At 54.3% G+C, this 23,009-nt stretch carries 19 protein-coding genes; 6 read left to right on the plus strand and 13 right to left on the minus strand.

Annotation, left to right across the window (positions count from 1 at the left end):
• Nucleotides 1-74: 74 nt before the first annotated feature.
• The 13 genes from murG to ilvI form a co-directional block, all read right to left on the minus strand.
• Nucleotides 75-1,133, minus strand: coding sequence for an undecaprenyldiphospho-muramoylpentapeptide beta-N-acetylglucosaminyltransferase (murG, locus tag P9J57_RS16990; protein WP_013024613.1), 1,059 nt, complete (start codon nt 1,131-1,133; stop codon nt 75-77).
• Nucleotides 1,130-2,344, minus strand: a complete 1,215-nt coding sequence (ftsW, locus tag P9J57_RS16995; RefSeq protein WP_013024612.1) for a cell division protein FtsW — start codon at nt 2,342-2,344, stop codon at nt 1,130-1,132. Before ftsW ends, murG begins: the two co-directional genes overlap by 4 nt.
• On the minus strand, nt 2,344-3,660 hold the full coding sequence (gene murD / locus P9J57_RS17000; protein WP_029571008.1) for a UDP-N-acetylmuramoyl-L-alanine--D-glutamate ligase: 1,317 nt from the start codon (nt 3,658-3,660) through the stop codon (nt 2,344-2,346). Before murD ends, ftsW begins: the two co-directional genes overlap by 1 nt.
• A gap of 2 nt (nt 3,661-3,662) precedes the next feature.
• Nucleotides 3,663-4,745, minus strand: coding sequence for a phospho-N-acetylmuramoyl-pentapeptide-transferase (gene mraY / locus P9J57_RS17005; protein WP_013024610.1), 1,083 nt, complete (start codon nt 4,743-4,745; stop codon nt 3,663-3,665).
• Entirely contained in the window at nt 4,739-6,097 is a 1,359-nt protein-coding gene (murF, locus tag P9J57_RS17010) for a UDP-N-acetylmuramoyl-tripeptide--D-alanyl-D-alanine ligase (protein ID WP_058705565.1), read from the minus strand. The genes mraY and murF overlap by 7 nt, the downstream gene beginning before the upstream one ends.
• Nucleotides 6,094-7,581 (minus strand): UDP-N-acetylmuramoyl-L-alanyl-D-glutamate--2,6-diaminopimelate ligase, encoded by a 1,488-nt coding sequence (murE, locus tag P9J57_RS17015; protein WP_019106421.1) that lies wholly within the window; start codon nt 7,579-7,581, stop codon nt 6,094-6,096. The genes murF and murE overlap by 4 nt, the downstream gene beginning before the upstream one ends.
• Nucleotides 7,568-9,334 carry a peptidoglycan glycosyltransferase FtsI gene (locus P9J57_RS17020; RefSeq protein ID WP_013024607.1) on the minus strand — a complete coding sequence of 589 codons (1,767 nt, stop codon included), beginning with the start codon at nt 9,332-9,334 and terminating at the stop codon, nt 7,568-7,570. Before P9J57_RS17020 ends, murE begins: the two co-directional genes overlap by 14 nt.
• Before the next feature lie 16 nt (nt 9,335-9,350).
• The gene (gene ftsL / locus P9J57_RS17025) at nt 9,351-9,671 is read right to left on the minus strand and encodes a cell division protein FtsL (RefSeq protein WP_013024606.1); all 321 of its coding nucleotides are present in this window, start codon (nt 9,669-9,671) and stop codon (nt 9,351-9,353) included.
• A complete protein-coding gene (gene rsmH / locus P9J57_RS17030; protein ID WP_014606590.1) occupies nt 9,668-10,609 on the minus strand; it encodes a 16S rRNA (cytosine(1402)-N(4))-methyltransferase RsmH in 942 nt (313 codons plus the stop codon). The genes ftsL and rsmH overlap by 4 nt, the downstream gene beginning before the upstream one ends.
• Nucleotides 10,610-10,611: 2 nt before the next feature.
• Nucleotides 10,612-11,070: a division/cell wall cluster transcriptional repressor MraZ gene (mraZ, locus tag P9J57_RS17035; protein WP_014592911.1), complete on the minus strand. Its 459-nt coding sequence runs from the start codon at nt 11,068-11,070 to the stop codon at nt 10,612-10,614.
• 493 nt (nt 11,071-11,563) lie between these two features.
• Nucleotides 11,564-12,574: a catabolite repressor/activator gene (cra, locus tag P9J57_RS17040; RefSeq protein ID WP_013024603.1), complete on the minus strand. Its 1,011-nt coding sequence runs from the start codon at nt 12,572-12,574 to the stop codon at nt 11,564-11,566.
• Between the two features lie 196 nt (nt 12,575-12,770).
• On the minus strand, nt 12,771-13,262 hold the full coding sequence (gene ilvN, locus P9J57_RS17045; protein WP_014592909.1) for an acetolactate synthase small subunit: 492 nt from the start codon (nt 13,260-13,262) through the stop codon (nt 12,771-12,773).
• 2 nt (nt 13,263-13,264) lie between these two features.
• On the minus strand, nt 13,265-14,989 hold the full coding sequence (gene ilvI, locus P9J57_RS17050; protein WP_014606592.1) for an acetolactate synthase 3 large subunit: 1,725 nt from the start codon (nt 14,987-14,989) through the stop codon (nt 13,265-13,267).
• Between the two features lie 734 nt (nt 14,990-15,723).
• Between ilvI and leuL the strand changes: the two genes are divergently transcribed.
• From leuL to P9J57_RS17080, 6 genes are all read left to right on the plus strand, one after another.
• Nucleotides 15,724-15,807 (plus strand): leu operon leader peptide, encoded by an 84-nt coding sequence (gene leuL / locus P9J57_RS17055; protein ID WP_109707008.1) that lies wholly within the window; start codon nt 15,724-15,726, stop codon nt 15,805-15,807.
• Between the two features lie 88 nt (nt 15,808-15,895).
• A complete protein-coding gene (gene leuA, locus P9J57_RS17060; RefSeq protein WP_014606593.1) occupies nt 15,896-17,458 on the plus strand; it encodes a 2-isopropylmalate synthase in 1,563 nt (520 codons plus the stop codon).
• A gap of 2 nt (nt 17,459-17,460) precedes the next feature.
• Nucleotides 17,461-18,552 carry a 3-isopropylmalate dehydrogenase gene (gene leuB / locus P9J57_RS17065; protein WP_022622256.1) on the plus strand — a complete coding sequence of 364 codons (1,092 nt, stop codon included), beginning with the start codon at nt 17,461-17,463 and terminating at the stop codon, nt 18,550-18,552.
• Nucleotides 18,553-18,556: 4 nt separating this feature from the next.
• Nucleotides 18,557-19,954: a 3-isopropylmalate dehydratase large subunit gene (leuC, locus tag P9J57_RS17070; RefSeq protein WP_014606594.1), complete on the plus strand. Its 1,398-nt coding sequence runs from the start codon at nt 18,557-18,559 to the stop codon at nt 19,952-19,954.
• Nucleotides 19,955-19,964: 10 nt separating this feature from the next.
• On the plus strand, nt 19,965-20,570 hold the full coding sequence (leuD, locus tag P9J57_RS17075) for a 3-isopropylmalate dehydratase small subunit (RefSeq protein WP_013024597.1): 606 nt from the start codon (nt 19,965-19,967) through the stop codon (nt 20,568-20,570).
• Between the two features lie 395 nt (nt 20,571-20,965).
• Entirely contained in the window at nt 20,966-22,999 is a 2,034-nt protein-coding gene (locus tag P9J57_RS17080) for an oxidoreductase (protein ID WP_483279307.1), read from the plus strand.
• Nucleotides 23,000-23,009 lie beyond the last annotated feature (10 nt).

Consider the following 23,009-nt stretch of genomic DNA (forward strand, 5'->3'; position numbering starts at 1 on the left):
TACGCTTTATTACCTACCTACTCATTCAGTTTGTGCTCAATATGAGCACGGGTCAGCCAGGCTGACCTGATGCGTTAATGTGCGGCGCGAGCCACTTCCTGCGCGACCCGTTCAGTCGCATCGGGTACCGCCACCTCGTGGGCTTTTTCAGCCATCGCGAGTAATGTTGGTCGATCCCAGTGACGCAACGTTTCCGCTACCGCCTCCGCTGTAAACTGCGGCTGCTCAAAAATTTTGGCTGCACCTGCGCCCTCAAGCGGCAAGGCATTCCAGTACTGCTGACGATCTTTATGCTGAAACGGCACGAAGATCGCCGGTAATCCTGCCGCGGCGATCTCACTCACCGTCAGTGCACCTGAGCGACAAATCACGACGTCTGCCCAGGCGTAGGCCGCTGCCATATCATCAATAAACTCGGTCACCTTGTGATGGTCCTGACCCACTTGCTGATAAGCATGTTGAACGTCCTGCAACGCGCCTTTTCCGGTCTGATGCCAGACGGTAATCTGCTCACCCAGTAGAGCCGCAATCTGGGGCACGGTCTGGTTAAGGATACGTGCGCCCTGGCTGCCACCCACCACCAGAATACGGATAGCGCCGCTGCGCCCGGCCAGACGCTGAGCCGGTGAGGGCAGTGCCAGCACGTCTGTACGTACCGGGTTTCCTACCACCTCTGCGTGAGGAAAGGCGCCGGGAAACGCCTGCATAACCTTGGTGGCGATTTTTGCCAGCCACTTGTTTGTCAGCCCGGCGATCCCGTTTTGCTCATGCAGCACCACAGGGACACCGCAGCTCCATGCAGCCAGGCCACCCGGCCCCGAAACATAGCCACCCATGCCCAGCACAACGTCAGGCTTCCAGGCTTTAATAATCTTGCGAGCCTGACGCCAGGCGTTGAAAATACGCACCGGTGCCAACAGCAGGGCTTTGATGCCCTTGCCGCGTAATCCGCTGATACGAATGAAGTCGATGTCGATACCGTGCTTCGGTACCAGATCGGCTTCCATACGATCTGCAGTGCCTAACCAGCGAACTTCCCAGCCCTGCGCTTTCAGATGATGGGCAACAGCCAGCCCCGGGAAAACGTGTCCACCGGTGCCACCTGCCATTACCATCAATCGTTTACCACTCATCGACCACCTCGGGTAAACGCCTGCGCTTTAGCCAGACGCGTTTCATAATCAATACGTAACAAAAATACGATGGCCGTCGACATAATGATCAAACTCGAGCCACCGTAACTAATCAGCGGCAACGTCAGACCTTTGGTCGGTAACATACCAGCCGCAGCGCCCACGTTGACCAGTGCCTGAAAGCTGAACCACACGCCAATTGAACAGGCTAAAAAGCCGGAAAAACGTTGATCAAGTTCAAGCGCGCGCCGGCCAATCGACATCGCACGAAAAGCCACGAAGAATACCATTAACAGCGCTAAAACCACACCGATGTAACCCAGTTCTTCTCCGATAATGGAGAAAATAAAGTCGGTATGGGCTTCGGGCAAATACTCCAGTTTCTGAACCGAATTCCCCAGCCCCTGCCCCCAGAATTCACCGCGGCCAAACGCCATTAGAGACTGCGTCAGCTGGTAGCCGCTGCCGAACGGATCTTCCCACGGATTCCAGAACGAGGTGACACGACGCATACGGTATGGCTCGGCGATGATCAGCAGCACCACAGCAAAGATGCCGGAGCCGATAATGGCCAGGAACTGCCACAGTTTGGCCCCCGCCAGAAACAGCATCGCCAGCGTAGTGACAAACAGCACGACCACCGTCCCCAGATCGGGCTGGGCCAGCAGCAGTACGGCCAGCACCACCATCACGCCCATTGGCTTACAAAAGCCCCAGAAGTTATTTCGCACTTCTTCTACCTTGCGCACCAGGTAACTGGCGAGATAGCAGAAGAGCGTGAGTTTAGATAACTCGGCGGGCTGAATACGCAGCGGCCCCAAGGCAATCCAGCGTGACGCACCGTTTACCGAGCTGCCCACCACCAACACAATCAGCAGCATGGCGACGGAAACCATCAGCATTATGTTGCTGTAGCGCTGCCAGAAATCCATCGGAACGCGCAGCGTGACCAGCGCCATGCCGAATGCCAGCGCAATATAGAACGCATCACGCTTGGCAAAGTAGAACGGATCGTCATTCAGACGCTGACCTACCGGCATTGATGCCGACGTCACCATCACAAAACCAATCGCGGCTAATCCCAGGGTTAACCACAGTAGCGTACGATCGTAGAGCACCAGTGAGGTATCGTCGCTCTCACGTGACCCCATCACCCAGTTGCTCAGGCGACCTGACAGATAATTCACTATGCCTGCACCAGGAATCCGCATCAGCTTAACTCCCTTGCCAGCTGCGCGAAGACGTCACCGCGCTGTTCAAAATTGCGAAACTGATCGAGGCTGGCACAGGCGGGGGAAAGCAGTACCATATCGTCCGGCTGGACCTGTCTGGCGATCTGCTCCATGGCCTGCTGCAGCGTATCGGTACGCACCGCCACGTCAGGCCGCAGCGCGGCGAGCGCATCGCCATCGCGACCAAAGCAGTACAGCCGGATACGATCGCCTTGCAGATAAGTGGCCAGCGGCGAGAAATCAGCCGATTTCCCATCGCCCCCGAGCAGCAGCCAGAGCGTGCCGTTAACCTGTAAGCCTTTCAGTGCCGCTTCCGTGCTGCCAACGTTGGTCGCTTTTGAATCATTGATCCAGCGCACCCCGCGACTCTGATGAACCAGTTGAAAGCGGTGTGGCAGTCCAGAGTACGCTGCCAGCGCAGACAGGCTGGTTGAGCGGGGCAGCCCTACCGCATCTGCCAGCGCTAAAGCCGCCAGCGCATTGGTGTAATTGTGTTGGCCTACCAGCGTCATTTCGTCGGTATTCAGGACCTTCTCGCCTTTGGCGCGCAGCCAGATGCTGCCCTGCTGCTTATTAAGGTGATAATCGCCAATATCGATGCCAAAACTCACGCAGCGCGCGTCAGCGCCGCGTACCGGCATCGTCATGCCATCATCCGCGTTCACGACACAGACCTGCGCGTTTTCGTAAATCCGCAGTTTTGCTGCCCGATACTGCTGCATACCTAACGGATAGCGATCCATATGATCTTCAGTCACGTTAAGGATGGTGGCCGCTGCGGCTTTCAGGCTGTGAGTGGTCTCCAACTGAAAGCTGGACAGTTCAAGGACATAGAGCTGCGCAGGCGCTTTCAGCAGGCTGAGGGCGGGTAAGCCAATGTTGCCGCCGACACCGACCTGCCAGCCTGCGGCCTTCGCCATTTCGCCGACTAAGGTGGTGACCGTACTTTTTCCGTTCGAACCGGTAATTGCCACGATGGGTGCCTGTGCTTCACGGCAAAACAGCTCAATATCGCCCACGATTTCGATGCCCGCATCCGCGGCTTCGCACAGCGCCGGATGTGCCAGCGCAATACCGGGGCTGGCAACAATCAGGTCGGCAGCCAACAGCCAGTCGCTGTTGATCCCGCCCACATAGCGCTCCACCTGCTCAGGCAGCTTGTCCAGCCCGGGCGGTGACATACGGGTATCCATCACGCGTGGCGTTACGCCCTGCGCTACAAAGAAATCAACACAGGACAGTCCGGTCAGGCCCAGTCCGATGATGACAACTTTTCTCCCGCGATAGTCAGCCATGATTAACGTACCTTCAGCGTCGCCAGGCCAATCAGCACCAGCATGAGCGAAATAATCCAGAAGCGCACAATCACGCGCGGCTCCGGCCAGCCTTTAAGTTCATAGTGGTGGTGAATCGGCGCCATACGGAAAATGCGTTGCCCGCGGAGCTTGAACGATCCCACTTGCAGGATCACCGACAGGGTTTCAACAACAAACACGCCGCCCATGATCACGAGTAAAAATTCCTGACGCAGCAGCACGGCGATGGTGCCCAGTGCGCCGCCCAGCGCCAGCGATCCGACATCCCCCATAAACACCTGGGCCGGATAGGTGTTGAACCAGAGGAACCCTAAGCCCGCCCCCACGATAGCGGTACAGACGATCACCAGTTCGCCAGCGTGGCGCAGATAAGGAATATGCAGATATTCTGCGAATTTCACGTTACCCGTTGCCCAGGCAACCAGCGCAAAGCCCGCCGCAACAAAGACGGTCGGCATGATCGCCAGGCCGTCCAGACCATCGGTGAGGTTAACGGCATTGCCGGTGCCGACGATGACGAAGTAAGCCAGTACGATGTAAAACAAGCCCAGCTGTGGCATAACATCTTTAAAGAAAGGCACCACCAGCTCGGTCGCCGGGGTATCTTTTCCGGCCAGGTAAAGCGCAAAAGCGACGCCCAGAGAGATCACCGACATCCAGAAATATTTCCAGCGCGCAATCAGCCCTTTCGTGTCTTTACGGACCACTTTGCGGTAATCGTCGACAAAGCCGATCACGCCAAAGCCCACCAGCACCACCAGTACGCACCAGACGTACGGGTTGGAAGGGTAAGCCCACATCAATACTGACAGGGTTATCGACGTCAAAATCATGATGCCGCCCATGGTCGGCGTACCGCGCTTGCTAAAGTGCGACTCCGGACCATCGTTACGCACAACCTGGCCGATTTGCAGTTTTTGCAGCCACGCAATCAGCCGTGGGCCCATCCACAGTGAAATAAACAGTGCGGTCAGCAGGCTGACAATGGCGCGAAACGTCAGATACGAAAAGACGTTGAAGCCGGAATAAAATGCGACCAGATGCTCGGCCAGCCAAACTAACATGTTCCTTTCTCCTGTAAACTCTGTACTACCTGCTCCATGGCGGCACTACGCGAGCCCTTAATCAATACGGTCATTTCCTGGTGTTCGGACAGCAGCTGGCGTAAACGTTCAGTCAGCGCAGTTTTATCGCTGAAATGTTCGCCAACGCCACTGCTTTCACTCAGGAAGTGGCTGAACTGACCGGTGCTGAGCACCCGATCCAGCCCTGCGGCTTTGGCCGCCAGCCCGACTTCACGATGAAACTTTTCGCTTTCATCACCTAATTCAGCCATATCGCCCACGACCATCACACGGTAGCCCGGCATCTCAGACAGTACCTGCGCCGCCGCAACCATCGATCCGACGTTGGCGTTATAGCTGTCATCCAGAATGAGTTGATGCTCAGAGAGGCGAACAGGGAATAAGCGGCCGGGAACGGACTGAAGACTTTTCAGGCCCGCCTGAACTGCGCTAAGCGGCGCATCGACCGACAGGGCGAGCGCAGCAGCGGCCAGTGCATTGGCGATATTGTGCCGCCCGGGCAACGGCAGAATGATGTCGGCTTCTCCACGGGGCGTGTGCATCACAAAATGGGTCCCATCCTGACGAATGCGGATATCATGCGCACCGAAGTCACAGTCTGCGGCCTGAGGCGAGAAACGCCAGACCGTTTTACCGTGCAGGTTCTCCTGCCAGCGCGGCCAGTCATTGCTGTCAGCATTTAAAATGGCCGTTCCCCTGGCAGGCAGGCCGTAAAAAATTTCACCCTTCGCTTTTGCTACACCTTCCAGCGATCCGAAGCCTTCGAGGTGCGCGGCGGCCAGATTATTGACCAGTGCCGCTTCCGGACGAACCAGGTCAGTGGTGTAAGCGATTTCGCCCTGATGATTGGCGCCAAGCTCAATGACGGCATACTGATGTTCTGGCGTGAGACGCAGCAAGGTCATGGGCACGCCAAAATCGTTATTCAGGTTACCGGCGGTATGCAGCGTTTCGCCGCACTGACGCAAAATGGACGCGGTCATCTCTTTCACTGACGTTTTGCCGGATGAGCCGGTCAGCGCAACAACGCGGGCAGTGGCCTGCTGGCGCACCCATGCTGCCAGCTTACCAAAGGCGATACGCGTATCTTTTACAACCACCTGAGGCACTGAGACAGGTAAATGCTTACTCACCAGCAAGGCTTTGGCACCCTTGGCGATGGCATCTTCTGCAAAGTCGTGGGCATCAAAACGCTCGCCCACGATGGCCACAAACAGGCTGCCTGCGGTGACCTTACGGGTATCCGTCGTGACGTCATTTAAAACCAGGTCATCGCCGTGCAGGGTGCCGCTGGCGATCTCTGCCAATGTGCTCAATGAAACCGGAATCATGCTACGCCTCCTAGCAGTGTGGCGACCGTGGCACGATCGGAGTAATCCAGGCGTTGATTGCCAATAATTTGGTAGTCTTCGTGACCTTTTCCAGCCACCAGTACGATATCATCGGGCTGGGCCTGCATAATGGTGCTGGTCACGGCCTGCGCCCGACCGGCGACCACACGGGCACGGCCAGGGTCAAGCAGCCCACTCAGAATATCCTGTACGATGGCCTGCGGATCTTCGCTTCGTGGGTTATCATCTGTCACCACCACGATGTCGGCAAATTGCTCAGCGATCGCTCCCATTAGTGGGCGCTTACCTTTATCACGATCGCCGCCACATCCAAACAGGCACCATAGTTTGCCTTTGCAATGCAGCCGCGCCGCTTCGAGCGCTTTCTCTAATGCATCTGGCGTATGGGCATAATCCACTACCACGGTGGGTTTACCGGTGGCGCTAAAGACCTCCATGCGTCCGTTCACCGGCTGCAGTCTTGCCGCTGCGCGCAGCAGATCGTCCAGGGCGTAGCCCAGCGCCAGCAGCGTCGCCAGCGCCAGCAGTAAATTGCTGACGTTGAAGGCGCCCATCAGGCGACTGTTCATTTCGCCCTCGCCCCAGCTGGAGTCAAAACGAATGTGCGCACCATTGTCGTGATAATTCACGTCAGTCGCACGAAGCCAGCGGCCATGACAGCCGGGCTGCAGATTATTTTCCATCGTGACGGCCACAGCGTCTGGCAGGTTTGCCAGCCAGCGGCGACCGACCTCATCGTCAGCATTGATAATGGCCACACCGACCTGATGTTCGGAAAACAGCAGCCATTTAGCGGACTCGTACTGCTGCATGTCACCGTGATAATCAAGATGGTCGCGACTGAGATTCGTAAAGACGGCAGCGGCAAACGGCAGCGCTGCGACCCGATGCTGTACCAGCCCGTGCGAGGAAATTTCCATTGCCGTCAGCGATGCGCCCTTCCTGACCAGTTCGTCCAGGTTATGTTGCACATCCACCGCTGAACCGGTGGTGTTTTCGGCCGGGACCAGTTGCCCGACCAGACCATTGCCGACTGTCCCCATCACCGCGCTGGTTTCACCCAGCAGGCTGGCCCACTGCGCCAGCAGCTGTGTGGTCGTGGTTTTGCCGTTCGTACCGGTCACGCCAATCAGTTTCTGCTTTTCGCCCGGCTGCTGGTAAAAACGGCCTGCCAGGGCAGAAAGACGCTGATGCAGCTGCGCCAGATAAATCACCGGTACGCCGTGCATCTCCCGAATTTCACCGTCGCTTGCTTCCCCTTCCGCTTCCGCGATAACGGCCGCCACGCCCTGCGCAATTGCCTGAGGAATAAACCGGCGTCCGTCAACCTGATGGCCTGCAATTGCAACAAACAGATCACCTGCAGCCGCTAAGCGACTGTCCAGAGTCATGTCACGCAACGGGCGCGCGGGTGCGTCAGGCACCCACGGTCCGAGTAAGTCGCGCAGGTTACGATCTGTCACTTGATTCCTCACTTCTGTTTGTCACCAACTCGTTTTTGTCATTGGTCGGCAGGGCATCCGGTTCGATGTTCATGGTGCGCAGCACGCCGCCCATGATGGCACCGAACACCGGTGCAGAAACCGCACCACCATAATATTTACCGGCCTGGGGATCGTTAATGACCACCACCAGCGCAAAACGAGGGCGACTGGCAGGCGCAACGCCTGCGGTATACGCAATGTATTTATTCACGTAACGACCATCCGGGCCGACCTTTTTCGCCGTACCGGTTTTGATCGCCACGCGATAGCCTTTAATGGCGGCTTTTACCCCGCCGCCGCCCGGTAGCGCCACGCTTTCCATCATGTGGACCACGGTTTTCACGAGGGCCTCAGGAAACACGCGCTCTCCGCCTACCGGCGGATCAACTTTCGTTATCGACAGCGGACGGGCAATGCCAAAGCTGCCAATGGTTGCATAGACTCGCGCTAACTGTAACGGGGTTACCATTAGCCCGTAGCCGAAAGAGAAGGTGGCCCTCTCTATGTCAGACCACCGTTGTTTTTTAGGGTATAAGCCACTACTTTCCCCGACCAGCCCCAAATTGGTCGGTTTGCCCAGCCCAAAGCGCGCGTAAGTTTCTACCAGTGCTGAGGAGGGCATCGCTAACGCCAGTCGTGAAACACCAACGTTACTCGATTTCTGTAAAACACCTGTCAAAGTCAGTTCGTTATAACGCGCGACATCTTTGATTTCATGGCCGTTGACGCGGTAGGGAACGGTATTCAGCACGCTGTTCTCTTTCACCACGCCACGTTGCAGCGCCGTCATCACTACCATCGGCTTCACCGTTGAACCGGGTTCAAAAATGTCGGTGATGGCGCGGTTACGCATCAGGTCTTTGGCCGTGTCGCTCAGATTATTCGGGTTGTATGCCGGACTGTTGGCCATCGCCAGCACTTCACCGGTGTTAACGTCCACCAGCACCGCCGTGCCTGATTCCGCTTTGTTAAACGCCACCGCGTTATTAAGTTCGCGGTAGACCAGCGCCTGCAGGCGTTCGTCGATGCTCAGCGTCAGGTTATGCGCGGCACGGCTGTCTACAGAGGAGATATCTTCGATAACACGGCCATAGCGATCTTTACGTACGGTTCGCTCGCCCGGCTCGCCGGTCAGCCATTTATCGAAGCTCTTTTCGATGCCTTCAATGCCTTCGCCATCAATATTGGTAAAGCCGATGAGGTGTGAGGTGACCTGCCCCGCCGGATAGTAGCGACGGGACTCTTCGCGCAGGTGAATGCCCGGCAGCTTGAGTTTTTTAACATATTCCCCAATGGCGGGATTAACCTGGCGCGCCAGATAAATAAAGCGCCCTTTGGGATTGGCATTTACGCGCGCGGCCAGCTGATCGATCGGGATGGAAAGCGCATCTGACAACGCTTTCCAGCGGCTGTCGAGCGTGACGCCACCAGCGTCGTGCAGCTCTTTAGGATCGGCCCAGATCGCATTAACCGGCACGCTGACCGCCAGCGGACGGCCACCGCGATCGCTGATCATCCCGCGCGCGGTCGGCACCGCCTGAACGCGTAAGGAGCGTAAATCGCCCTCTTTAACCAGCTTGTCTGGATTGATCACCTGCAGCCACGCAACCCGGGACAGCAGCCCACCTAACGCCAGCAAAATGCAACCGCATAACAACGCAAAACGCCAGCTTACAAAGCTGGCTTTATCTTCTGGTTTTTTTAACTTCAGCGTTCTTTTTACGCCGTTCATTAGCAGTAACAGATCCTTATTTTTGCACCACGATGTTTTCCTGCGAAGGATCAACGTGCTGCATCTGCAGCTTTTCGGTGGCGATCCGCTCAACGCGGCTGTGATCGCCAAGGGCGTTCTCTTCCAGAATCAAATTGCGCCATTCAATGTCCAGCGCATCGCGCTCCAGCACCAGCTGCTCTCGCTGGGCAGTTAACAGGCGCGTTTTATGCGTAGTGGTGACCACCAACACGGCAGAAACCAGTACAGCAATCAGCAACAGCAGCGGAATTTTGCCTTTGCGCAAAATATCCCCGGCGATAACGCCGGGTAGGCTGTGCCTTTCGTTGCCGATCATGCGTCGGTTCTCTCCGCGATGCGTAAAACGGAACTACGCGCACGGGGGTTCTCTTTCACCTCGGCGTCACCCGGTACCATCTTGCCCAGTAACGTTAACTGACGACCGCCCAGCGCATTGAGCTGCTGTTCGGTCATTGGCAGTCCGCGCGGCACCTGCGGCCCCCGGCTTTGATCGCGCATAAAGCGTTTTACTAAACGGTCTTCCAGAGAATGGAAGCTAATAACGGACAAACGCCCTTGTGGAGCCAGAACCTCGACCGCGCCTTTCAGGGCGGTATCGATCTCTTCCAGTTCGCTGTTAATCCAGATCCGAATCGCCTGGAAGCTGCGGGTGGCCGGATGTTTAAACTTGTCTTTAATCGGCGTGGCCGCGGCGATCACCTCTGCCAGCTCTTTCGTGCGCGTCATTGGCTGTTCACGGTTGCGCTCGACGATGGCGCGGGCGATGCGTTTTGCAAAACGCTCTTCCCCATACGTTTTCAGCACAAATGCGATATCGGCTTCTTCCGCCTGCATTAACCATTCGGCGGCAGAGTGGCCCCGCGTTGGATCCATTCGCATATCCAGCGGTCCGTCGCGCATAAAAGAAAAGCCACGTTCAGCATCATCCAACTGCGGGGACGAAACCCCCAGATCCAGCAAGATGCCGTCGATGCGCCCAACCAGTTCACGCTCTGCCACGTAGTCCGCCAGGGCGGAAAAAGGGCCGTGAACAATGGAAAAGCGCGGATCCTTTATCTCAGCCGCCGCGGCGATAGCTTGCGGGTCACGGTCAATGGCGATGAGCTTTCCGCTGGCGCCAAGCTGCGCCAAAATTAAGCGTGAGTGACCGCCACGACCAAAAGTGCCGTCGATGTAGATTCCGTCTTCCTTGATGTTGAGGCCATTAACCGCCTCATCCAACAGCACGGTGGTGTGTTTGTAATTTTCCTGCATAGCTATAGCGATAAATCCTGCAACCGCTCAGATAAAGGCGCCTGAGCTGACTGTTCTGCGTCAATATCTTCCCTGACTTGTTGATACCAGGTCTGTTCATCCCACAGTTCAAACTTGTTGAACTGCCCAACCAGCATCACTTCTTTGCTTAAATTTGCATGCTGACGAAGCGTATTCGCCACCAGTAAGCGGCCCGCATTGTCCATCTGACATTCACTGGCATGCCCCAACAGCAAGCGCTGCACGCGGCGCTCCAGAGGATTCATGCTGGAAAGACTCGCCAGCTTCTTCTCAATGATTTCCCAGGCGGGCAAGGTGTAGAGCAACAGGCATGGCTGGTGGAGGTCGATGGTACACACCATCTGCCCCTGTGATTCCTCGTTCAGCAAATTGCGATAGCGGGTTGGTACCGCCAGGCGTCCTTTGCTGTCGAGATTGACTAACGTTGCTCCACGGAACATGCCAGTCTCACCCCTCAATTACCCAATAACACCACTTTATCCCACTTTTTACCACAAAACGAGTTTAAGGATCGTAGGAAATCATTGTCAAGCCGGAGCGGCAGGTGAATATGATTATTTACCGAGGCGGGAATTAACGCTGGGAAGGTTTCAAAACGCCAAAAGATGATTAATCAAAATTAAACTAATGAATAACTGAATAAAAAAACCTGCCCCGAAACAGCATGGCTAAAATTAGCGCGCTTATTCCGGCCGAACGGCGGCGCGTCGTTTTGAGACAGGGGACGCATTTTAGGGGATTTCTTAAAGGATGCACAGCGGCACGCGCGCGGACGGGGGTTTTAAACAGCGGCTAAGTTGTAAGTAAACAAGAATGGTCTGTTAAGTTAATTTGTTAGCATAGATGATTAGCGCTGACGCTTTTTTACTTTGTAAGGAAAGAGTTTAAAAACAGCAGGTAATAGTCAGGGGCAGACGCATTGCTGCCCTGATTTTATTTAGAAATTCTGCTTAATTGTCCCCGCCGTAATAAATTACGACGAATTCGGGTTAAACCGGGTTTGGGTTTTCTGGGTTCATCTAAAGAAGCCAACACTAATTCCAGCACCCGTTCGGCGACATCACGATGACGTTGACCCACAGACAGGACCGGACATTCAAGAAAGTCCAGCAGCTCATGATCGCCGAAGGTGGCAATCGCCAGGTCGGCCGGTAAGCGGCCGTTACGTTTCAGCGTAACATCCATAACGCCCTGCAGCAGGCCAAAAGAAGTGGTGAAAAGCGCATCTGGCATTGGATGATTTTCCAGATAGGTTTCGAACAGGGCTGCGGAGGCAGTGCGTTCAAAACTGTTACAGTAAATGTAATCTATCGGGCGCTCATCCTCTTTCCAGGCATCTCTGAAGCCCAGCTCGCGCAGAAAACTGACCGACAATTCAGGTAACGCGCCCATAAACAGCACATTACTGATTTTAAGCTGACGCAATTCAGCAGCCAGCGCAAAGGCATCATCCTGATCGGCACCCACCACGCTGGTAAAGTGTTCGCGATCCAGCGCCCGGTCCAGCGCAATAATCGGCAGCGGGTGATTAATCCAGCGCTGATAAAAAGGGTGCTCGGGCGGAAGCGACGTTGAAACGATAATCGCATCAACCTGGCGTTGCAGCAGATGTTCAATACAGCGCATCTCGTTATCGGGCTGATCTTCAGAACAGGCGATCAACAGCTGGTAGCCGCGCTGGCGGGCCTGGCGTTCAAGGTAGTTAGCAATACGCGTGTAACTGGTATTTTCCAGATCGGGGATGACCAGCCCAATCGAGCGCGTGCGACCGGCGCGCAGACCTGCCGCTACCGCATTGGGATGGTAATTGTGCTCGCGCACCACCGCCATGACTTTCTCAACGGTTTTGTCGCTGACACGATACTGCCGTGCTTTCCCATTAATAACGTAACTGGCCGTGGTGCGCGATACACCCGCCAGACGCGCAATTTCATCCAGTTTCACTGTAACCCCACCATTAAACAGGCTTAAGCTGATCGTTAATCCGCAGATAAGCTATGGACATCCTTTCTAGCACATCTAACAGCAGAAAAGTGCGCGTAGCAACCGCTTTTCCGATGGTTGGCTGTCTTACGCATTAAAAAGAAAAAACCCGGCATTTCGCCGGGTTGCAAATTTCGCTGAGGCTACCAGTGCGTCATTAACGCATAATGCGCTCACCACGAGACACGCCCACAATACCCGAGCGGGCCACTTCAACAATTTCCGCCACTTCCCGGACGGTGTTCAAAAAGGCATCCAGCTTGTCGCTAGTCCCTGCCAGCTGAACCGTGTAAAGCGAAGGCGTAACGTCAATGATCTGTCCACGGAAAATTTCGGCGCTGCGCTTTACCTCTTCACGGCCATAGCCCGTTGCCTGAATTTTCACCAGCATAATTTCACGTTCAACGTAAGCGCCCTGCCCCAACTCCGTGACGCGCAGTACATCGACCAGCTTGTGCAGTTGCTTCTCGATCTGCTCCAGCACTTTCTGGTCGCCCACGGTCTGAATCGTCATGCGTGACAACGTAGGATCGTCAGTGGGCGCAACGGTGAGACTCTCAATGTTATAGCCGCGTTGTGAAAACAGGCCCACTACGCGAGACAATGCGCCGGATTCGTTTTCCAGCAAAACCGATAAAATGCGACGCATAATTATGTCCTCTCCGTTTTGCTCAACCACATTTCGTCCATACTGCCACCGCGAATCTGCATCGGGTAAACATGCTCGCTGCCGTCAACGTTGACGTCAACAAAGACCAGCCGTCCTGTCGCCAGGGTTTCCAGCGCCATGGCCAGCTTCTCTTCCAGCTCAGCGGGATGATTAATGGCAATACCCACGTGGCCATAGGCTTCTGCCAGACGAACAAAATCAGGCAGCGATTCCATATAGGATTGAGAGTGGCGGCCAGAATAGATCATATCCTGCCACTGCTTCACCATGCCCAGGAAACGGTTATTCAGGTTCAGCACCAACACCGGCAAATCGTACTGCAGTGCGGTAGAGAGCTCCTGGATGTTCATCTGAATACTGCCATCGCCCGTAACGCAGATGACGGTTTCGTCAGGCAGGGCCATTTTCACCCCCAGTGCGGCAGGCAGGCCAAAGCCCATGGTGCCGAGACCACCGGAGTTGATCCAGCGACGGGGTTTATCGAAGGTGTAATAGAGGGCGGCGAACATCTGATGCTGACCCACATCCGAGGTCACATAGGCCTCCCCGTTGGTGAGACGACAAATGGTTTCGATAACCGCCTGCGGTTTGATTTTGTCGCTGGTGCGATCGTATTCGAGGCATTGACGACCACGCCAGGTTTCAATCGACTGCCACCAGTCGCGCAGACTGTCCAGTTGCTGCTTCGCTTCGCTTTGGTCAAGCAGTTCGAGCATTTGCTGTAACGTCTGTTTGGCATCCCCAACGATCGGAATATCGGCCGCTACCGTTTTTGAAATGGAAGTGGGATCGATATCGATGTGCATCACGGTAGCGTTCGGGCAATACTTCGCCAGATTGTTCGTGGTGCGGTCATCAAAACGGACGCCCACCCCGAAGATCAAATCGGCATTGTGCATGGTCATATTTGCTTCGTAGGTACCATGCATGCCGAGCATGCCTACGCACTGACGATGACTGCCGGGAAACGCGCCCAGCCCCATCAATGACGTGGTAACCGGAATATTCAGGCGCTCGGCCAGCTGCAGCAGTTCGGCTTCGCACGAAGAGGTAATCGCGCCGCCTCCGGCGTAGATCACCGGCTTATGCGCTGCCAGCAACGTGTTTAACGCACGCTTGATCTGGCCCTTATGCCCCTGAATCGTCGGATTATAGGAGCGCATGCTCACTTCCTGCGGATAATGATAAGGCAGCTTATTGGCAGGGTTGAGAATATCTTTTGGCAGATCGATAACTACCGGTCCAGGACGCCCCGTGGATGCCAGCCAGAAGGCTTTTTTCAGTACCGTCGGGATCTCTTCGGTATTTTTCACCAGGAAACTGTGTTTCACCACCGGACGGGAAATACCCACCATGTCACATTCCTGGAAGGCGTCGTAGCCGATCAGGGATGAAGGCACCTGACCTGACAGAATAACCAACGGAATAGAATCCATATAGGCCGTCGCAATACCGGTGATCGCATTGGTTGCGCCCGGACCCGACGTTACCAGCACCACGCCCACTTCGCCGGTTGCGCGAGCCAGGCCATCGGCCATATGCACGGCGCCCTGCTCGTGACGAACCAGAACGTGATCAATACCGCCGACGGTCTGCAGCGCATCGTAAATGTCGAGCACTGCGCCACCCGGATAACCGAATACCTGCTTAACACCCTGATCGATTAACGACCGGACGACCATTTCGGCTCCTGACAACATCTCCATTTTCTGCCTCCCGGCTTGAGGAACTGAATCTACTGACGACTGCTTTCCCGCTAGCCACATGCATCCTGCCCTGCTATTCGCCAATTAAGATCAAAACCTTATGTTTTTGCAAAGACAGCAGAATTCATTTCTGCTGTCCCGATACAGAGAATTCTGCTGGGTTATTTTTTCTAAGAGTAGGTCGATTACCATAACCGCAGAAAAACGGGCTGGCAAACGCCAAACGCCTTTTATTAAAGGGCGCAGGATACAAAGGCTCTGCTCGCCAACTTTGGCTTACGATTATTAAACTAAATACGTCTGTTAATAGCAGAGGAAAATGCTGGGATTGATATTTTTTCCAGCCGTATCTAAGAAATAAAAAAAACATATGATGCAGGCCTTCAGGCAGCCGTGTTTTGGTCGGGCACTTTTATGGCGTAAGTCTCTTATAAACGCGTCATGCACATTCGATTATGCTGCCTTTAAACAAAACCGCCTGGGTAAAATGATGCCACGACAGTAAATTATCATTATATTTCATTGCATTACTCCATCACCGTAGCCCTTCAGGCCCGGATCGTCGGCACTAAACGCCGCGCGTGCAAAGGGTCTCGTTTAATACTCTGCGCAGGCGTTAAATGTCAGAACATTTTTCTTTACTGTGACAAAAAAATAACCCTTCGCTTATGGTTGACATCGATTGGCGATTCCAGTACCAATAGAGGCAGCAAAAAATTCACGAGGTTTGAAACATGTCACGTTCTTTCCGTCTATCAGGTCTACTACTAAACGCAACTTATCTGCGCGGTAGACTTGTGGGCGAAATCAAACACTGATTCGAACCTTCTAAAAGTTAAAAACCCGCGCCTGTCGCGGGTTTTTTTATGCTCGTTGCAAGGCAAGAAACGCAAAAGGATGAACACGATGAGCCAGCAAGTTATTATTTTCGATACCACTCTGCGTGATGGTGAACAGGCATTACAAGCCAGCCTGAGTGTGAAAGAAAAACTGCAAATTGCGTTAGCGCTGGAACGTATGGGCGTTGATGTTATGGAAGTCGGTTTCCCTGTGTCCTCACCGGGTGATTTTGAATCCGTGCAAACCATTGCACGCACGATTAAAAACAGCCGGGTTTGCGGCCTGGCACGCTGTGTTGAACAAGATATTGATGCCGCCTACGAGTCTTTACGCGTCGCCGAGGCCTTCCGTATCCATACTTTTATTGCCACCTCACCCATGCACATTGCCACCAAGCTGCGCAGCACCCTGCCTGAAGTGATTGAACGTGCGGTGCGCATGGTGAAACGCGCCCGTAACTACACGGACGATGTGGAGTTTTCCTGCGAAGACGGTGGCCGTACACCGATTGACGACCTGTGCCGCATGGTCGAAGCCGCAATTAATGCCGGTGCCACCACCATTAACATTCCGGATACCGTTGGCTACACCTTGCCAAACGAGTACGCCAACATTATCAGCCAGTTAATTCACCGCGTGCCAAACATTGATAAAGCCATCCTGTCTGTTCATACCCATGATGATTTAGGTATGGCGACCGGCAACGCGATTGCTGCCGTGCAGGCTGGCGCGCGTCAGGTGGAGGGTACGCTGAACGGGTTAGGTGAGCGCGCCGGTAACTGCGCACTGGAAGAAGTGATCATGGCGATTAAAACCCGTCAGCAGATCATGAATGTTCACACCAACATTCACCATCAGGAAATTTATCGTACCAGCCAGATGATTAGTCAGATCTGCAATATGCCAATCCCGGCTAATAAAGCGGTGGTCGGTTCTAACGCCTTTGCCCACTCTTCGGGCATTCATCAGGACGGCGTCATTAAAAACCGTGAAAACTATGAAATCCTGACTCCAGAATCCATTGGCCTGCACAAAATTCAGCTTAATCTGACATCCCGTTCCGGCCGCGCAGCGGTAAAACATCGTATGGAAGAGATGGGCTACACAGAAAGCGAATACAATCTGGACTCCCTGTATGACGCTTTCCTGAAACTGGCGGACAAGAAAGGTCAGGTGTTTGATTACGACCTGGAAGCGCTGGCTTTCATTAATAAACAAAACGAAGAGCCTGAATTTTTCCAACTGAATGATTTCAATGTGCAGTCAGGCTCCAGTATCACGGCCACCGCGTCGGTGAATCTGGGCTGCGGCGAACAAACGAAATCAGAAGCGGCGACCGGTAACGGTCCGGTTGATGCGGTTTATCAGGCCATTAACCGAATTACCCAGTTCAACGCAGAGCTGGTTAATTACAAGCTGACGGCAAAAGGCCACGGCGAGAATGCGCTGGGTCAGGTTGATATCGTGGTGGGCTACAACAATCGTAAGTTCCACGGCGTCGGTCTGGCGACGGATATCGTCGAGTCTTCTGCCAAAGCGATGGTGAACGCATTAAACAACATCTGGCGAGCCAAACAGGTCGAGAAAGAGTTACAGCGCAAGTCTAAAGATCAGAAGGAAACGGTGTAATCATGTCAAACTCTTCACATATCGCAGTACTGGCGGGCGACGGAATCGGCCCGGAAGTGATGGCCCAGGCTATCAAAGTATTGGATGCGATTCGTCAGCGTTTTAACCTGCGTATTACCACCAGTGAGTACGACGTCGGTGGTATCGCCATTGACCGTCACGGCGAACCCTTGCCACCGGCTACCGTTGCAGGCTGCGAACAGGCCAACGCAATCCTGTTTGGATCGGTAGGTGGCCCTAAGTGGGAGCACCTGCCCCCGGCCTCTCAACCCGAGCGCGGGGCGCTGTTGCCGCTGCGTAAACACTTTAAGCTGTTCAGCAACCTGCGTCCTGCGGCGCTCTACAGCGGCCTGGAAGCTTTTTGTCCCTTGCGCAGCGATATCGCAGCACGCGGTTTCGATATCCTGTGCGTACGTGAACTGACCGGCGGCATTTATTTTGGTCAGCCGAAAGGACGCGAAGGCAGCGGCCCGCACGAGCGCGCTTTTGATACCGAAGTCTATCATCGTTTTGAAATCGAACGCATTGCGCGTCAGGCTTTCGAGTCCGCCCGCAAGCGCCGTAATAAAGTCACCTCTGTCGATAAAGCTAACGTGCTGCAAACATCCGTTATGTGGCGGGAAATCGTGAACGAGATCGCGAAAGATTATCCCGATGTTCAGCTGAGCCACATGTACATCGACAACGCCACCATGCAGTTGATCAAAGATCCTTCTCAGTTCGACGTGCTGCTGTGCTCTAACCTGTTTGGCGACATTTTGTCAGACGAGTGCGCGATGATCACCGGCTCAATGGGCATGTTGCCGTCCGCCAGCCTGAGCGAAGACGGTTTTGGCCTGTATGAACCGGCTGGCGGCTCGGCGCCGGATATCGCCGGGCAAAATATTGCTAATCCCATTGCCCAAATCCTGTCACTGTCGCTGCTGCTGCGCTACAGCCTGAATGCCGATGACGCCGCCGCCGCTATTGAGCGCGCCATCAGCCGGGCGTTAGCGGAAGGCTATCGCACCAAAGACCTGGCCGGTGACGGCTCTGCGATCAGCACAGATGAGATGGGCAGCATCATTGCCCGCTTTATCGCCGAGGAAAAATAATAAAATGAAAACCTTATACCAGAAGTTATTTGATGCACATGTCGTTCACGAAGCGCCGAATGAAACACCGTTGCTCTATATCGATCGTCATCTGATTCATGAGGTGACTTCGCCACAGGCCTTTGATGGCTTGCGTGCCCACGGTCGTAAAGTTCGTCAGCCTTCAAAGACGTTTGCCACCATGGATCACAACGTGTCCACCCAGACCAAAGATATTAATGCTTCGGGTGAAATGGCGCGTATTCAGATGCAGGAACTGATGAAAAACTGTGCCGAATTCGGCGTGCAGTTGTATGACCTGAATCACCCGTTCCAGGGCATCGTGCATGTGATTGGGCCAGAGCAAGGCATGACGCTGCCCGGCATGACCATTGTCTGCGGCGATTCCCACACGGCGACGCACGGTGCCTTTGGTTCACTGGCCTTTGGTATTGGTACGTCAGAGGTTGAGCATGTTTTTGCCACGCAAACCCTGAAACAGGGCCGTGCCAAAACCATGAAGATTGAAGTGACAGGTACGGTTGCGCCGGGCATTACGGCGAAAGATATCGTACTGGCGATTATTGGTAAAACCGGCAGCGCAGGCGGTACCGGCCACGTTGTTGAATTCTGTGGCTCGGCGATTGAAGCGCTGAGCATGGAAGGCCGCATGACGCTGTGCAACATGGCTATCGAGATGGGCGCAAAAGCCGGTCTGGTCGCCCCGGATGAGACCACCTTCGCTTACCTGAAAGGTCGCCAGTTTTCACCTCAAGGTGAAAAATGGGAGCAGGCCGTTGAGTACTGGGGCACGCTGAAGTCCGACCCAGGCGCTAAGTTTGACCGCGTGGTGACGCTGCATGCGGAAGAGATTGCACCGCAGGTGACCTGGGGAACCAACCCCGGCCAGGTGATCGCGGTGGATGCGCAGATTCCCGATCCGGCTTCGTTTGCCGATCCGGTCGAGCGCGCCTCTGCGGAGAAAGCGCTGGCTTACATGAATCTGCAACCCGGCATCAAACTGACCGATGTCAGCATTGATAAAGTCTTTATTGGCTCCTGCACAAACTCACGCATTGAAGATCTGCGTGCCGCCGCCGCGATTGCCAAAGGGCGTAAGGTCGCGCCTGGCGTTCAGGCACTGGTGGTGCCGGGTTCAGGCCCGGTTAAAGCACAGGCCGAAGCGGAAGGGCTGGATAAGATCTTTATTGAAGCAGGATTTGAGTGGCGCTTGCCCGGCTGCTCAATGTGTCTGGCCATGAACAACGACCGTCTGAACCCCGGCGAGCGCTGTGCCTCAACCAGTAACCGTAACTTCGAAGGCCGCCAGGGCCGTGGCGGACGGACGCATTTGGTTAGCCCGGCAATGGCCGCCGCTGCCGCCGTTAATGGCCATTTCGCCGACATTCGCAGCCTGACATAAGGACACCATCATGGCAGAAAAATTTACCCAACATACTGGTTTGGTGGTTCCACTGGACGCCGCTAACGTCGATACCGATGCCATCATTCCAAAGCAGTTTTTGCAGAAAGTCACCCGCGTAGGCTTTGGCGCCCACCTGTTCAATGACTGGCGTTTCCTGGACGATCACGGCCTGGAACCCAATCCGGACTTCGTTCTCAACTTTCCGGAGTATAAAGGTGCTTCTATCCTGCTGACGCGGGAAAACTTTGGTTGTGGTTCGTCACGTGAGCATGCGCCCTGGGCACTGACCGATTACGGCTTTAAAGTGGTGATTGCGCCCAGCTTTGCCGATATTTTCTATGGCAACAGCTTCAACAACCAGTTGCTGCCGGTTACGCTGAGCGATGAGCAGGTGGAGGAGCTGTTTACGCTGGTGAATGCGCATCCGGGTATCCGCTTCGAAGTGGATCTGGAAGCGCAGGTCGTGAAAGCGGGCAACAACACCTACAGCTTTAAGATTGATGACTTTCGTCGTCACTGCATGCTGAACGGGCTGGACAGTATCGGCCTGACGCTGCAGCACGAAAGCGCGATCTCGGCTTACGAAAGTAACCAGCCTGCCTTTATGCGTTAACGCGTAAATAATGTAACCAGCCCGTTCGGCTCTGCCGTTCGGGCTTTTTTTCATCTGGCAAAAACTGCGCTAAAACAATTAATCGCGATTTATTTTATTGCAGAACTCCTGTTATTTATTCAGCAACAACGTTGATATTTTGACTCGCATCATTTCCCTCTCAACTTTCCCTTCTCTTTTTTCACAAGACGTAAATGGCTTGCTGATTTAATTAATATCATTTTCATTTTTATGTTATTTGATCGTTAACTCCATAGAGCTCACCTATAGCTTGTAGAAAAAAAAGCATTATTTCCGCTCATTCCCCCTCGCTATCATCGCCACAGATAAAGATTAACGCAAAACACATCGAGGTCGTCTCAGCCTGGCTGTCGGATCTTTTGTGGAGACTCTGTATGCACGCTTATCCTCACCTGTTTACCCCGCTCACAATCAACGGAATGACATTAAAAAACCGTGTCATCATGCCGCCAATGGGCACCAACCTGGCCAGTCTGAATGGCGAAGTGTCTCAGGAACAGCTTGATTACTATTCGCTTCGCGCCAGGGGCGGCACTGGGCTCATTACGATTGAGAATATTTGTGTGGATTTTCCCTTCGCGTCGAACGGCACCACACAACTGCGCATTGATAATGATCAGTATATTCCTGGCTTATACAAACTTACCGAGACGTTGCATAAACATGGAACCTGTGTCGCCATCCAGTTAAACCACGCCGGTGCATCAGCCTATGCCTATCGCCTAAATGGGGAAATGCCCATTTCCGCCTCCGCGGTCCCGTCCAAAAAGAATGGTAATATTCCCCGTCCGATGACGCATGAGGAAATATATCGGGCGGTTGACAAATTTGGCGACGCAGCAGAACGCGTCAGACGCGCCAATTTTGACTGCGTAGAGATTCATGCCGGTCACTCTTATTTAATCAGTCAGTTTTTATCTCCACTGTTTAATCAGCGTACTGATGAATTTGGTGGCAATATCGAGAATCGGTCGCGCTTTTTAACCCTGATTGTCGACAAAGTTCGGGCCTGCGTGGGACCGATGTTTCCCATCAGCCTGCGTATCAGCGCGGATGATTTCTTACAAGGCGGAAACACGCTGGAAGATTCGCTACACATTCTTGAACGTTGTCAGGAAAAGGTCGACATCATCAATGTGTCAGCGGCGCAGAATGACAACCTGTATTTACAGATAGACCAAATGTCTCAAGAGGATGGCTGGAAACGCTATCTGTCACGTGCCGTTCGCACCAGATTTAATAAGCCCACCGTTGTCGCAGGCAATATCCGCACCCCGCAACTTGCTGAAGACATTCTTGCTCAGGGTGACGCGGACCTGATCGCCATTGGTCGTGGGTTGATTGCTGAACCGGATTGGGTACAAAAGGTACAGAGTGGGCATGAGGAGACGATGCGTAAGTGTATCTCATGCAATATTGGATGCGCCGACCATCGCATCGCCCGCTCTCTTCCCCTTCGCTGCTCAATTAACCCCGATATCATCCATGGCGACGCTTATAAGCAGCGCCAGGTCAAGCGACCGACGCGTGTCGTCGTGATCGGGGCTGGCACGGCAGGCATCGAAGCCGCCTGCACCGCCGCAGAGGTAGGGTGCAAGACCTGGCTGTTCGAAGCCAAAAACCATATCGGTGGGCTGGCTGTCGAGATCGCACGATTACCCGAAAAAAAACGTATTGCCGATTTTCCGCAATTCCTGCGCAACCGTATGGCCCGGCTGGAGAATTTACAACTGCATCTGGGACAACAGGTTCAGCCCGAGCAGCTTGAGGTTCTGCGTCCCGACTTAATTGTTAATGCCACGGGCTCTGTCCCCCTGCTGCCGCCCATTGCGGGATTACATGAGACGATCGACCGCCCCGGCAGCGTCGTGTTCACGATTACGGGCATGATTCAACACCTGGATACATTCAGCGCGCTGCAAGGCAAACGTATCGCCGCGGTCGGCGGCGGTGCCGTTGGACTCGATGTCATCGAGTATTTTGCCACCCGGGGCGCTGAAGCAGTACTGATTGAAATGCAGAATTCACCAGGACGCGACCTCGACATCATCACAAAGAGTGCCATGTTAGCGCTGCTTGAACAGCACCAGGTAGAACAACACATGGACACGCAGCTCATTGAGGTCAAACCCGATCGCTTCCGCGTTAAAAACGCCCACCACACCTTCGACATCGCTTTCGACTACGGCTTTATCTGTCTGGGGATGTGCCCCAACCGCAGCGGTTTCGAGGCCGTTGAGCGCTGGGCCACCGCCAGACATATCAAAATAATGAACATCGGCGACAGCCTGAAAGCCCGGCGAATTATTGATGGTGTACGCGAAGGACGCAACGTACTGGATGCCCTGGAAGAGACTGGCGCACTGGGCAGCCACGAAGCGACAAGCATTCCACTTTTAACTTACTGAGGACACTATC

The sequence above is a fragment of the Pantoea sp. nfd-35 genome (genome assembly GCF_056892255.1).

Bases quoted from the DNA above. Each gene is read 5' to 3' on its own strand.
- murG (WP_013024613.1), bottom strand. From the start codon at position 1,133: ATGAGTGGTAAACGATTGATGGTAATGGCAGGTGGCACCGGTGGACAC.
- ftsW (WP_013024612.1), bottom strand. From the start codon at position 2,344: ATGCGGATTCCTGGTGCAGGCATAGTGAATTATCTGTCAGGTCGCCTG.
- murD (WP_029571008.1), bottom strand. From the start codon at position 3,660: ATGGCTGACTATCGCGGGAGAAAAGTTGTCATCATCGGACTGGGCCTG.
- mraY (WP_013024610.1), bottom strand. From the start codon at position 4,745: ATGTTAGTTTGGCTGGCCGAGCATCTGGTCGCATTTTATTCCGGCTTC.
- murF (WP_058705565.1), bottom strand. From the start codon at position 6,097: ATGATTCCGGTTTCATTGAGCACATTGGCAGAGATCGCCAGCGGCACC.
- P9J57_RS17020 (WP_013024607.1), bottom strand. From the start codon at position 9,334: ATGAACGGCGTAAAAAGAACGCTGAAGTTAAAAAAACCAGAAGATAAA.
- ftsL (WP_013024606.1), bottom strand. From the start codon at position 9,671: ATGATCGGCAACGAAAGGCACAGCCTACCCGGCGTTATCGCCGGGGAT.
- rsmH (WP_014606590.1), bottom strand. From the start codon at position 10,609: ATGCAGGAAAATTACAAACACACCACCGTGCTGTTGGATGAGGCGGTT.
- mraZ (WP_014592911.1), bottom strand. From the start codon at position 11,070: ATGTTCCGTGGAGCAACGTTAGTCAATCTCGACAGCAAAGGACGCCTG.
- ilvN (WP_014592909.1), bottom strand. From the start codon at position 13,262: ATGCGTCGCATTTTATCGGTTTTGCTGGAAAACGAATCCGGCGCATTG.
- ilvI (WP_014606592.1), bottom strand. From the start codon at position 14,989: ATGGAGATGTTGTCAGGAGCCGAAATGGTCGTCCGGTCGTTAATCGAT.
- leuL (WP_109707008.1), top strand. From the start codon at position 15,724: ATGTCACGTTCTTTCCGTCTATCAGGTCTACTACTAAACGCAACTTAT.
- leuA (WP_014606593.1), top strand. From the start codon at position 15,896: ATGAGCCAGCAAGTTATTATTTTCGATACCACTCTGCGTGATGGTGAA.
- leuB (WP_022622256.1), top strand. From the start codon at position 17,461: ATGTCAAACTCTTCACATATCGCAGTACTGGCGGGCGACGGAATCGGC.
- leuC (WP_014606594.1), top strand. From the start codon at position 18,557: ATGAAAACCTTATACCAGAAGTTATTTGATGCACATGTCGTTCACGAA.
- leuD (WP_013024597.1), top strand. From the start codon at position 19,965: ATGGCAGAAAAATTTACCCAACATACTGGTTTGGTGGTTCCACTGGAC.
- P9J57_RS17080 (WP_483279307.1), top strand. From the start codon at position 20,966: ATGCACGCTTATCCTCACCTGTTTACCCCGCTCACAATCAACGGAATG.